We start from the raw sequence: 12813 nt of genomic DNA, 5'->3' as shown, positions 1-12813 counted from the left end.
CTACCTTCCTTGCTTATCGTTTTTAGTAATTTCCTGGACTTTTGCTATAACTTTGTCAAAAGCCACTTCCTGCTGATCGCCTGTCTCCATGTTTTTGAGAACGACGATATCCCGCGAAAGTTCATCCTCTCCTATGATAACCACAACTTTCGCCTGCAAACGATCTGCCGCTTTCATCTGAGCCTTCATCTTCCGACCCAAGTAATCCTTATCAGCAGTAAGCCCTTGACGGCGCATCTCGTTCAAAAGCAGAAACGCCTTCTCCTCCGCTGCTTCCCCAAGGCCAATGACAAAGCAATCCAGTCCTTGGTCAATTGGAAGTTCTACGCCTTGGGTTTTCAACGCGAGCAGCACCCGCTCAATACTCATAGCAAAACCGATTCCTGGCATATCGTTGCCGCCGATTTCCTGCACAAGGCCGTTGTAACGTCCGCCACCGCAGATGGTGCTGACGGCGCCGATGCCGCGTTCCATAATCTCAAACGCAGTGTGTGTATAATAGTCAAGACCACGTACCAGATTCGGATTGACTACATATGCGATTCCTAAATCATCCAGATGCTTTTTCACTTTCTCGAAATACGACTTGGATGCTTCATTTAAATAATCAAGAATAGTAGGCGCCGTTTTCATTACTTCTTTGTCCGCATCTTTTTTGCAATCAAGAATACGCAGTGGATTACGCGTAAGGCGCGACTGACAATCGGAACAAAACTCATGGATGTGTGGCGTAAAGTGTTTGATGAGCGCTTCACGGTGCGCTTTGCGGCTTTCCGCGTCACCCAAGCTGTTGAGTTCAACGTGCAGTTTTTTCAGGCCGAGTTCTTCGTACAATCGCATTGCCAGCGCAATGACCTCCGCGTCAATCGCTGGATCATTGCTGCCAATCGCTTCGACACCAAACTGCGTAAACTGGCGCATCCGGCCCGCCTGCGGGCGCTCGTAACGGAACATGGGTCCTATGTAATATAGTTTTGTTGGTTGCTGCGGGGAGCCATACATTTTGTGTTCAATGTAAGCGCGTACCGTCGAAGCGGTCCCCTCCGGGCGCAAGGTTAGACTGCGGCCGCCTCGGTCTTCAAACGTGTACATTTCCTTTTCCACAATGTCCGTCGTCTCGCCGACACCGCGCTGAAACAGCTCAGTATGTTCAAAAACCGGCGTTCTAATTTCCGAATAATTGTAACGACGACAAATGTCTCGCGCCTTATCTTCAATATACTGCCACAGTTCGATCTCGCCAGGCAGAACATCAGCTGTTCCTCGTGGAACCTGGATCATCATTGGCCCTCCTTAAAAATTAAAAATGTATAAACATGGAAGAAGAATGAGCGGTTCGACGATTGCATCCGACCTTTTTTCTCCTGTCTCCTTCCACATTAAAAAATCTCCCGCCACTGACACAGTTGTCAGGGACGAGAGATTGCTATTTATTCCCGTGGTACCACCCTGCTTGGATATATAAATATCCCGCTCTATATCCCGTAACGCGGGAACACGCCATGTGTTTGTTTCCACAAGGTCTTCCGGGTTGTCGTTCATCAAGAGCTGTCGGGAATGCTTCCAGCCTCTGACATTCCTCTCTGTGCGGCAGTACTTCCTGACTACTTTGTGCCCTTCATCAGATCAATATCATTTTGTCACAATTGTTTTTTATATTACTTATTTCGACAGTGTTTGTCAAGAGTGGGGGATTATACTCCTGTCTTGATTCCAAACAAATCATCAAGAACTTTGATTTTGGCTTCAGTGTAATGTTTGTAGTTTTCGTTGTAAGCTTTCGGCTCTTTCGGATTGGCAAAGCGGGAAATAGCCCCGGTCATAGGATGAACCCATTTGCTGGCCGCGCCACATCCCAGACCGATAATGGTTTGCATTTCTTCCATGATCATAATATTGTACAGGCTTTCCTGACCCGGCTTTGCGTAACCAACATTCTCCAAATTCCCAAGGATATTTTTCTGGCGATAAAGGTAGTATGGTACATAGCCGCGCGCTTTCGTCCATTCCTCCGCCCGCTTCATCATCTCCTGGATTTCTTCGCGGCTTGCGACTTTGTATTTTTCTTTATTGCGTGTCATTTCCGAAGCGCGCTTAAAGGATAACGTATGCACCGTCACCGACTCCGGCATTAGCTTCTCCGTTTCCGCAAGCGTATGTTCAAATTCAGTCACACCTTCGCCAGGCAAACCGATAATCAAATCCATGTTGATATTGTTCATCCCAGCTTCGCGTGCGAGGCGGAACTTATCGATCGTTTCCTGCACCGTGTGGTGACGCCCGATAGCTTTCAGTGTTTCTTCAATATACGATTGCGGATTGATGCTAATACGGTCAATCTTCCATTTTTTCAGCACTTCCAGCTTTTCTAGCGTAATTGTGTCCGGGCGGCCCGCCTCCACCGTAAGCTCTCGTACTTTATCCATATGAGGGAAAGAAGCGTACATTTCTTCATATAGCCTATCCATCTCTTCGGCGGTAATGCTTGTTGGCGTCCCCCCTCCGAAATAAATCGTTGTAATTTTCATATCATGCTCTTTTAGCCAGCGTCCGATCTCGCGCATTTCATAATGTAATCCGCCGAGAAAGGAGTCAACAGAGCCCTGCTTTCCGCTAATCGCATAGGCTGGAAACGTGCAATACGCACATTTGGTCGGGCAAAACGGAATGCCGATATAAATGCTGACTTCTCCCCGCAAATGATACAAGTCAGGCACCATCGTCAACTGGCGGTCAACGATTTGTTGCATAAGATCAATTTTTTCCTGGCGAATCAAAAAATCCTCGCGCAACTCACGGTGCGCTTGCTCACGCGGTACATTTCGCTGAACTTTGCGATGCAACAGCTTCGTTGGCCGGATTCCGGTGAGAATGCCCCAGGGCTGTTCAATACCCGTATAGCGTTCCAACACGTCAAGCAGCGGGTGGCTTATCACCTGCTTGGCCTGTTTTCGCCATTCTTTATCCTCCTGACAATACGAAATCCGGCGCAAATACGATGCTTCATATACCTTTCCGCTCCGCTTTTCCGTCAGGCGGGCATGCGCGTACAGTTCCTGTTCCCCTGTAAGCGTAAGCTCGATATTTACATCCGGCGTTCTATCTTCCGCACTTATTCCAAACCAAATCTGTGCTTCTTCAAAAAACAGTTGAACAATATGTTCTAACGGCTGGCGGAATAATTCCGCCGCACCTACTACCTGTATAATCATGAAATAACTCCTTTATCAGCACTTTCCGTTAAGAGGGTAGCGAACGAGAAGAACAGGGGGGACTTTCGACAATCAAGGTAACCGGTCCATCATTGATAAGAGCTACTTCCATCATTGCTCCAAAGATACCGGTCTCGACCTTCAATCCCTGCTCACGAAGCTTCTCATTAAAAAAATCATACAGCGGTTGCGCCTGCTCAGGTCGAGCTGCTTCCACAAAGCTGGGGCGACGTCCTTTGCGCGTATCGCCATACAGCGTAAACTGCGAAACGGAAAGAATCGCCCCGCACACATCTTTTACCGAGCGGTTCATCTTTCCGTTCTCATCCTCAAAAATGCGCAAATTGGCGATTTTTTCCGCGACATACTCCGCATCTTTCTTCGTATCATTATGCGTAATGCCAACCAAAAGAACAAGCCCGCTGTCAATTTTGCCGATCATCTTATGATTTACTGTAACGGATGCTCGTTTGGAACGTTGAACAACTACTCGCATTGTGTGCCAGTCCTTTCTACGTATTCATTACACGACGAACGGAATACACATCGCGAATTTTCTTGATCCGCTCCACTACCTTGTGAAGATGATCTAAATTCTGGATGGAAATCGTCATATTGATTTTCGCCACACGATTTTTATCCGATTTGCCAGAAACGGCCGTAATCCTCGTCTTCATATCAGCTACCGTCGCCAGCACTTCATTCAACAAACCGCTTCGGTCATGACCGGTAATTTCGATGTCCACATTGTACTCATGTTTAAGATCGGCGTCCCATTCAACCGAAATAAGGCGCGCCCTATCTTCTTCACTACAGGCTTGAATATTCAAGCAATCCTGGCGATGGACAGAAACTCCGCGACCACGCGTAATAAACCCAACAATGTCATCACCTGGTACGGGATTACAGCAGCGCGAAAAACGGATCAGCAGATTATCGACACCTTTTACGCTTACTCCCTGATCCGGACGCTTGCGCGGCGCATCCTGCTTAATCTCGGTTACGTTGGATTGCTGTTCTTCTCGCTCTTTACGAATTCTGTCCGTCAGACGGGTAGCGATTTGCGCCGCTGTAATGCCACCGTATCCAACCGCGGCAAACATATCTTCTTCACCCTGAAAGTTAAACTTGTTCGCTACCTCCTGCAAATTTTCCGCAGTCATGATCTCTTTCGGTTCATAGTTATTTTTCTTCAGTTCATTTTCTACCATTTCACGGCCTTTTGCCACGTTTTCTTCCCGTTTTTCCTTCTTGAACCACTGCTTAATTTTGTTGCGGGCGTGGGAAGACTTCGTAATCTTCAACCAATCGCGGCTCGGCCCATAGCTATGCTTCGAAGTAAGAACTTCGACGATATCTCCTGTCTTCAGCTCATGATCAAGCGGAACAATTTTGCCATTGACCTTGGCACCAATCGTCCTGTTGCCGACTTCAGAGTGAATGCGGTAGGCAAAATCGAGCGGAACAGAGCCTTTTGGTAATTCGATGACATCCCCTTTTGGCGTAAAAACAAATACGTGATCGGCAAACAAGTCCATTTTCAATGACTCCATGAACTCTTGCGCATCTCTCGTCTCATTCTGCCATTCTAAAATTTGACGGAACCAAGACAGCTTCCGCTCAAAACTGTTCTCATCCCCGACTGTTTTTCCTTCCTTATAGGCCCAGTGAGCGGCAATACCGTACTCGGCAATCCTATGCATCTCATATGTGCGGATTTGCACTTCCAGCGGTTCACCATTAGGCCCGATAACCGTCGTATGGAGCGACTGGTACATATTCGCTTTTGGCATGGCAATGTAATCTTTAAATCGGCCTGGCATCGGCTTCCACAGCGTATGAACGATCCCAAGCGCTGCGTAACAATCGCGTATATCATCCACAATAATTCGAACGGCCAGCAAGTCATAAATTTCGTTAAATTCTTTGTTTTGCTTAACCATCTTACGATAGATGCTATAAATATGTTTAGGGCGTCCGGAAATCTCCGACTTGATATTAATTTCCTTCAGCTTCTCTTCAAGTGTCTTGATAACACCTTCAATATACTTCTCCCGTTCAGCCCGTTTCTTTTTCATTAAATTGACAATTCGATAATATTGCTGCGGATTGATGTAGCGTAAGCCCGTGTCCTCCATCTCCCATTTAATGGAAGCGATTCCAAGTCGATGTGCCAGCGGTGCAAAAATTTCTAGTGTCTCATCCGAAATCTGGCGCTGTTTCGCTTCCGGAAGATGCTTAAGCGTCCGCATATTGTGCAACCTGTCTGCCAGCTTAATTAGCATGACACGCAAGTCTTTCGCCATAGCGAGGAACATTTTCCGGTGGTTTTCCGCCTGCTGCTGCTCTTTTGATTTGAACTTAATCCGTCCAAGCTTCGTAACGCCTTCAACCAGATTTGCCACTTCCGTCCCAAATTCTTCGGCAATCTGTTCGCTCGTTACTTCCGTATCCTCTACCACATCATGCAAAAACGCGGCGGCCACCGTAACCGCATCCATCTGCAAATTAATCAGAATGCCGGCTACTGCAATCGGATGGATAATATATGGTTCTCCTGATTTCCGCACCTGCCCGTCATGGGCTTTACGCGCGAATTCATAAGCCTTCCAAAGAAATTCGACATCTTTTTCCGGTAAATACGCCTTTGCTTTTTCTATGACTTGATCGATCGCGCTCTCAATCGTCGTTTCGGTGCTCATGACATTAATCTCCTTTGTCACTCCCCTAGAATATTACCTTTTATTATCTGTGAATTACATGGGAAAGTAAAGAGGAAGGAAAAAATCCTTCCTTGTCATGTGTGAGGAAGGATGTTTGTCTGCATCGCGAAAGGGTCGCAAAATCAATACTGTATCAATGTAAAGATATCGTGTTCATCACCAAGTTTCTCGCGGCCGTTCAAATACGTAAGTTCGATCAGGAAAGCAAAGCCAACGATTTCGCCGCCAAGCTGCTTAACAAGGTTAAGCGTCGTTTGAATTGTCCCGCCGGTAGCAAGCAAATCATCAGCAATAAGTACACGCTGCCCAGGTTGAATAGCGTCTTTGTGCATCGCAAGCGCATCTTTTCCATATTCGAGGGAGTACTCCGCCTGGACGGTTTCACAAGGCAGTTTCCCCTTTTTGCGAACCGGCACAAATCCGGCTCCAAGTTGAATGGCAAGCGGACAACCTACAACAAAGCCGCGCGCTTCCGGCCCTACAATAAGATCCGGCTTTTTCTCACGTGCAAATTCGGCCAATTTTTCAATGGCAGCTTTGTAAGCCGGGCCATCTTTTAAAAGTGTCGTAATATCCTTAAAGCGAATGCCTTCATGTGGATAGTCCGGAATGACCCGAATTTTTTCTTTAAAGTCCATGATACATCTTCTCCTTTGTCCCGGCGTCCTGTAGCACCAATTGCTTCAAAAACGCACGCAATGATTGATATGAAGAATATAACAGCTCGGTTTCAAGTTCCAGGGCTTCTTTCTTCCGCTGGTAAACGCGGGATTCGGTCAGATCCCGCTTTTCCGTTTTTTTCACTAGCTCGTACACTTCTCCGTCGTCGGAAAGAAAACCAAGCTCAAGAAAAACTTCCAGAATGAAAGACACAGCCGACGGCATAAGCTTCTTCGCTTTGGCAAGCAACGGAATGTCTTTATGCGCCAGTTTTTTATGCTGATAAACCGCCTTATACACTTCTTTAAACTGCTCACGCGAAGGCAAAGCAGGCAAAGAATCCGGCTCCTCCCCGAACAGACAATACAGCCGCTCCAAGGTCGAACAAGCGTTCAGAACTTCTTTCAGCTCAGCGAAAGAACGCGGCAAATCATATAGCACAAGCTGGCGCGTCCCTGGCTTCGGCTCAAGATAAAGCGTGCGCCAAGAAGCGGATTGCCGCTCTAGCTGTTCCTGTCCGCGCGGCCGAAACGCGACGACACGTGCACGCACCTCCCCGTCCAAGGCTTTTAACTTATCCGCCTTACCGCGCGTACCGCGCCAATCGAAGATCTGCATTCCCGGTATGGCCAAATCTTTCAAAATAAACTGGACTCTGCGCTGGTTATTCCATTCATTCACCGCCAGTTCGCCCACAATATTTGCTTCATCACGAAGCGACAGGTCGGCGCTAATATCGGCCATTTTAAAACCGATTCCATCCAGCGTGACACCATCTTGATGGAACTGGCATTTGATGTGGTTCCCATCTTTGCCGATGATGCGCAGATCCACAATTTCTACGTCTTCGATCAAAATGCGAGGGCTGGGATTGCCAACACCGAACGGAGCAAGCCGCTCCAGCTGCTCAATCGTCTCCAGATTCGCGTCAGCAAGCCGGCATACAGCGTCCACTTTGGTAATCGGAATGTAATCTTCTTTCGTTAGCCAATCTCGCGCCAATTCGTTTAAACGACGGCGCAATTCTGGTACATCAGAAACCGCGAGCGTCATCCCCGCTGCCATTGGATGGCCGCCGTAATGCGGCAAAATATCATCGCATTCTGTGAGTGCTTCATACATATTAAAGCCGGCAATACTGCGTGCCGACCCTTTTGCCTTGTTTTCGTCCGCCTTGACGCTAAGCACGATCGCTGGACGGTAAAACTTTTCTACAAGCCTAGAAGCGACGATGCCGATCACGCCCTCGTTCCATCCTTCCTTCGCCACGACTAGTACATTCGTTTCTTCCTCCGGCATCGCAAGCACTAGCTGCTCCGCCTCCGCTGCAATCGCTTCCACCAGATCCTGTCGCTCTTTGTTTAGCATGTCCAGCTCATATGCGTATTTTTCGGCATCTTCCGGATTGTTCGTAATAAACATTTTGACCGCTCGATCCGCCGTTTCCAGCCGTCCACTTGCGTTAATGCGCGGACCTATACCGAATCCGACGTGATAAGCAGAAACTTTGCCTTCGATACCGCACACCTTCTTCAACGCCTGAATGCCAGGATTAGCAGAATGCTCAAGCGCTTTTAGACCCAGTTTAGAAATAAGGCGGTTTTCATCAACAAGCGGAACGAGGTCAGCAATCGTTCCAATGGCGGCAATTTCGAGCAAGTGATACGGAAACTCGCCGAGCAAAGCGTGTGCAAATTTAAAAGCGACTCCAGCTCCGGCCAGCATTTTAAACGGATACGGACAACCGGGCTTCTTCGGATTAATTACCGCGTACGCATCCGGCAGCACCTCAGGTGGCTCATGATGGTCAGTAATAATCAGATCAAGGCCGAGTTCTTTCGCGAGTTCCGCCTCTTTTACCGCGCTGATTCCCGTGTCGACCGTCAGCACAACCGCAAACCCATTTTCCGCTGCTTTCGTAAGTGCCCCCTCATTCAATCCGTACCCTTCTGTAAACCGGTTTGGGATATAATATTGAAACGTCGCGCCCGCCATACGCATCGTGTGAATCATAATACTGGTGCTGGTCACGCCGTCTGCGTCATAGTCGCCGTAAATCAAAATCGTTTCTCCCGCTTCAATCGCTTCCTTCACACGGGTGACAGCTGTGTCCATTCCGTCCAACAAAAAAGGATCATAAAAGTCGTGCACGCTGCCACCCAGGAATTTTTCAGCCTCTTCCAACGTACAAATACCTCGTCCAACAAGAAGTTGGGCAATTAGCGGTGGAATATGTAATCGCTGCTGCAAGCGCAGTGCAAGCTCTTGATCAATTTCTTCTATTTTCCAGCGGGTCTTAGATTTTACCAACGTCTTTCCCCACCTCCCTCTAAACACTTGTTCATTATACTAGAGGGGGGAAAAATTGGGCAACTGCCGTTTAATGCAAAATCGAACCTTCGTGTTCATTTGTTTCCGTTTTGTAAAAGGGGATACGTTGCAGATCGTCTTCAAGGGTGCGCGCATACGGGTTGACATGTACAAATACATTCTGCATATTCGAAAAATTCTCCAGTAATGCTTTTTTTACATGTTTTCCGATACGGCGCCCTTCTTCTACCGTAATATTGGCATCCAGGCTAATTTTCACATCCACAATCACATAATGACATTTCAGTGTATCCTTTTATAGCAGGAGCTGTTAAATCACCATAAATATACTTATGGCCGTTCGGCTCGTCCCATACAATTTGATCAATATATAGAACTGTAACAGGCGGCGCGGAGTCAAATGCACTAATGCCAGATAGCTGCACTTCTTGTTTTGCTTCTTTTTCTACTTTCGTGCGCATTTCTTCCTTGATTTTAATTGATTCCTCCGGTGTTATCTGTTTAATTTCCAAGTTCGGATACTTCTTCTTTGTATCTTTTTCAAAATGTTCAACTACTGACAACTCCTTATCAGTCTTTTTTTCCGCTTGTGTAGCAGCTTGGATAATACCAGAGATGCTGAAACACATTAAAGTTGCAAGAATGGAAAGCTTAAACTTTTTCTTCATCTTTTATCTACCAAAAATGGTTTGATATGGATTTAAAAAATCATTATATAACATTTTATTGTAGATTAAAGTAAAAAAATGCAAATCAATTATTTGAATTTATCCGATATTATTAGTGGTAAGAAAAGCAATTAAATAAAGGAGTTATAAAATGGATACAGGATTCCTAAAAAGTCGTTCTGATTTAGAAATGAGATCTGGTTACTTTTTTCTTCGCGCTTTCTATGGATATAAGGGAAAATATCAAGATTTTAAGGATGCAATGTTAAATACGAAAGAACCCATAAATCCAGATAACGTTAAGCAAGTATCTACAGCAGATGCAAACTGGAAGCGTTCAAACGGAACTAGCGAACTGTTTGTTCAAGTAGAAGAAAGAGCCGGGGAGTTAGGTTTGTTGGATGAAAAAGCGTACCAACAAACAATGGAACGTCTTCAGCAACGTTCCAAGAAGTATGCGTATATGTCTATTGAAGGACGAGGCATAAGTCAAAGCTTCAATCTTTCTCAAGCTTTCACTAATAGCAAATGGCGCACTGTTTCTGACTTGTACGAACGTAACATGTTTTAAGATAATCTTTACGGTGGACTCCCCACCACTTAGCTATCGCTTGAAGTGGGGGCTTCTTGGGTAATACCTGCCAACGCAGATACGTTTAGCAATTTACCAAGCTAACCCCGTTGTCCCAACGGTTCAGAAAAAGGAAATATGATCATGTTTCATAAGAGAACCGTTCCTTTGGTGGTTGTTGTTTCGTCACTTCAATTTTGCCAAATGGAGCGATTCTCTTTTATATTTAAAAAAGAGAGGGCGAACCCTCAAAGGAAATTTTTAGTTCCTTTTGGGTCACCCTCTTTTTTCTATCTCCCTGTAGTATGGCTGGTCTTACGCTTCATTATTAGCAGGCGCCAATTTTTTCTTTTTCTTCAATTCGCGCTCTTTTAGCGATACCCAAATCTGGCTGGCGATAAAGATAGATGAGTACGCCCCGAATACAAGGCCGATAATCAAAGCAAGCGTAAACGAACGGATGCTTTCGCCGCCGAAAATGAAGAGGGCAATCGCGCATACAAGCACGGTCAGAACCGTATTGATAGAACGTGTGAGCGTCTGACGAATACTGAGATTCACCATGTCCTCAATGTCCTGAATCTTTTTGATTTTTGTCTTCTTCAAATTATCGCGGATGCGGTCAAAAATAACGATCGTGTCATTAATCGAATAACCAACAATCGTCAAAATCGCCGCAATGAAAGGCAAGTCCACTTCGATGTGGAACAGGCTGAAAATCGTAATAACAAGAAACGCGTCGTGCAACAACGCGAGGACAGCCGCAAAAGCAAACTTAAACTCAAAGCGTATGGTAATATAGATAATAATCCCTATGGAAGCGATAAGCACCGCATACAGCGCGGAACGCGCCAGCTCACGGCTAACCATAGAGTCAACTGTACTCTGTTGCAGATCGACATGTTTTCCGTATTTGCTCTGCATCGCTTTGGTTAGCTTCGCATAGTCCTCTTTCGTAATCGGGTCCGCAAACTGAATGACCGCAATGTCCCGATTGTCACCGGCGGTCGTAACACTGCCCGGCTTCAATCCAAGCTGCTCCGCGTCCTTTTTGATCTGCTCCTCAGAAAACGTCTTGCCGACGTGCACCTGAACGCGCGAACCGCCCTTAAAGTCGACGCCGAGATTCATCCCCATCGTCAAAAGCGAAACCACGCCGATGAGAACCAAGATAAGCGAAACAATAAAGTAATATTTTCGGTTTTTCACGAAATCAAAATTAGAGTTCACGGATGTCACGCTCCCTTACCCCGAAATACGCCGGTTTTTTGAACAGATTGGAACGTACCACCAAGTTCAGCAGGAGCCGACTTCCCACCACTGATGTAAGCATGCTCATCACGATACTCAGAATCAGGATGACGGCAAAGCCTTTTACCGAACTAGAACCAAACTGGAACAACACAAGCGCTGCGATAATGGTCGTAATGTTCGCGTCGAGAATCGTGCTCAACGAACGCTGGGAGCCTACCCTAAGCGCCGACAGAATCGTTTTGCCGCTGCGCAGCTCTTCCTTGATGCGCTCATACATGATAATATTGGCGTCCACCGCCATGCCGACCCCAAGAATAAACGCCGCGATTCCCGGCAGCGTCAGCGTAACGTCCATCAAGTTCTGCACGAGCAGCAAAAGAAACATATAAGCAGAAATCATGATGCAGGCGATAACGCCCGGCAGACGATATACTGCCAGCATAAAAATGTATACAAGGGCGATTCCGATAACCCCGGCTTTAATTCCGTTCTGCAATGATTGAGTGCCCAGCTTCGCGCCAACGCTTGTCGAGAACACTTCTTTCATTTTTACCGGCAGCGCGCCCGCATTCAGCAAAGCAGCCAAATTTTTCGCTTCCTGTATGCTTTCCTGACCGTCAATCTGAGCGCTTCCGTTCGGGATCACTTCGCGGATGGTAGGCGCAGTCAGCATTTTTTCGTCAAGATAAATCCCCATCGGCTGTCCCACATACTTCTGCGTAACTTCAGCGAATTTTTTCGCGTCTTTAAACTGCAGAGTAACAACCGGTTGCTGTGTCTGAGGATCCAATACACCTTTAGCCCCGTTCTCTGCAAGATCCGATCCTTTCATCAGGATATGACCCTGCATGTCACGGAATGTCAAATTGGCAGGCTTACCAATTACGTTGCGCGCTTGCTCCTGATCATGCACACCGGCCAACTTAACGCGAATCCGATTCGTCCCCTCCACCGTAATCTCAGGCTCGGTTACACCAAGTACATTGACGCGTCTCTCGATTGCAGAAACCGCATCTTTCACCGTCTGCTGCGTCATTTTGGCACCCGGTTCAAGCGGAGACACTTCGTATAAGATTTCAAATCCTCCGCGCAAATCGAGACCGAGCGTAGTGCTTTTCGCCACTTTTTCCCCATACACTCCAATCACGCCGAAAACAAGCAGCGTAATAAGGAGAAAAGTGACGATCCGACTCCAATTAATCATTAGCCGTACTTCCTCCTTTTTCAACCAATACACTCTATTATAGTCGCCCTTATTTTTTACTGTCAATTTAAGGTCCAATGGAAAATAAGACAGCTGACAGACAAGCTCGTCTTTTAGTCCCCGCATCATACGTAAGAACAAAAAGAAAAACGAGCGCATATGACAAATATCAATACGGCTCGTTTTTCTT

At 46.6% G+C, this 12813-nt stretch carries 10 protein-coding genes, 1 pseudogene and 1 other annotated feature; of the genes and pseudogenes, 1 reads left to right on the top strand and 10 read right to left on the bottom strand.

Annotation, left to right across the window (positions count from 1 at the left end; genetic code table 11):
• From hisS to ACH33_RS04365, 8 genes and pseudogenes are all read right to left on the bottom strand, one after another.
• Positions 1-1284, bottom strand: coding sequence for a histidine--tRNA ligase (gene hisS, locus ACH33_RS04405; protein ID WP_057897939.1), 1284 nt, complete (start codon positions 1282-1284; stop codon positions 1-3).
• Between the two features lie 124 nt (positions 1285-1408).
• Positions 1409-1631, bottom strand: a binding site (T-box leader).
• A gap of 63 nt (positions 1632-1694) precedes the next feature.
• The gene (locus ACH33_RS04395; RefSeq protein ID WP_057897937.1) at positions 1695-3212 is read right to left on the bottom strand and encodes a coproporphyrinogen III oxidase; all 1518 of its coding nucleotides are present in this window, start codon (positions 3210-3212) and stop codon (positions 1695-1697) included.
• A 28-nt stretch (positions 3213-3240) separates the two neighbouring features.
• On the bottom strand, positions 3241-3708 hold the full coding sequence (gene dtd / locus ACH33_RS04390) for a D-aminoacyl-tRNA deacylase (RefSeq protein ID WP_057897936.1): 468 nt from the start codon (positions 3706-3708) through the stop codon (positions 3241-3243).
• 16 nt (positions 3709-3724) lie between these two features.
• Positions 3725-5914, bottom strand: coding sequence for a RelA/SpoT family protein (locus ACH33_RS04385; RefSeq protein ID WP_057897935.1), 2190 nt, complete (start codon positions 5912-5914; stop codon positions 3725-3727).
• Positions 5915-6057: 143 nt separating this feature from the next.
• On the bottom strand, positions 6058-6573 hold the full coding sequence (locus ACH33_RS04380) for an adenine phosphoribosyltransferase (protein ID WP_057897934.1): 516 nt from the start codon (positions 6571-6573) through the stop codon (positions 6058-6060).
• Entirely contained in the window at positions 6563-8905 is a 2343-nt protein-coding gene (recJ, locus tag ACH33_RS04375; protein WP_057897933.1) for a single-stranded-DNA-specific exonuclease RecJ, read from the bottom strand. The genes ACH33_RS04380 and recJ overlap by 11 nt, the downstream gene beginning before the upstream one ends.
• Before the next feature lie 70 nt (positions 8906-8975).
• A pseudogene (locus ACH33_RS04370) lies at positions 8976-9203 on the bottom strand (cation transporter dimerization domain-containing protein); the annotation flags it as partial.
• Positions 9175-9594 carry a hypothetical protein gene (locus tag ACH33_RS04365; protein ID WP_057897931.1) on the bottom strand — a complete coding sequence of 140 codons (420 nt, stop codon included), beginning with the start codon at positions 9592-9594 and terminating at the stop codon, positions 9175-9177. The pseudogene ACH33_RS04370 and the gene ACH33_RS04365, both read right to left, overlap by 29 nt.
• 151 nt (positions 9595-9745) lie before the next feature.
• Here ACH33_RS04365 and ACH33_RS04360 point away from each other — a divergent pair, with 151 nt between their 5' ends.
• Positions 9746-10165, top strand: coding sequence for a hypothetical protein (locus ACH33_RS04360; protein ID WP_057897930.1), 420 nt, complete (start codon positions 9746-9748; stop codon positions 10163-10165).
• A 315-nt stretch (positions 10166-10480) separates the two neighbouring features.
• Here the strand turns inward: ACH33_RS04360 and secF are convergent, their stop codons facing one another.
• Both secF and secD read right to left on the bottom strand, forming a co-directional pair.
• Positions 10481-11374 carry a protein translocase subunit SecF gene (gene secF, locus ACH33_RS18540; RefSeq protein WP_236781962.1) on the bottom strand — a complete coding sequence of 298 codons (894 nt, stop codon included), beginning with the start codon at positions 11372-11374 and terminating at the stop codon, positions 10481-10483.
• A 10-nt stretch (positions 11375-11384) separates the two neighbouring features.
• Positions 11385-12623 (bottom strand): protein translocase subunit SecD, encoded by a 1239-nt coding sequence (gene secD, locus ACH33_RS18535; protein ID WP_082705888.1) that lies wholly within the window; start codon positions 12621-12623, stop codon positions 11385-11387.
• Positions 12624-12813 lie beyond the last annotated feature (190 nt).

It is taken from the genome of Aneurinibacillus sp. XH2 (assembly GCF_001439585.2).
GTDB classification, from domain to species: domain Bacteria; phylum Bacillota; class Bacilli; order Aneurinibacillales; family Aneurinibacillaceae; genus Aneurinibacillus; species Aneurinibacillus thermoaerophilus.
The sequence above is the reverse complement of the archived record's forward strand: the minus strand, read 5'-3'. Positions and strand labels throughout refer to the sequence as shown.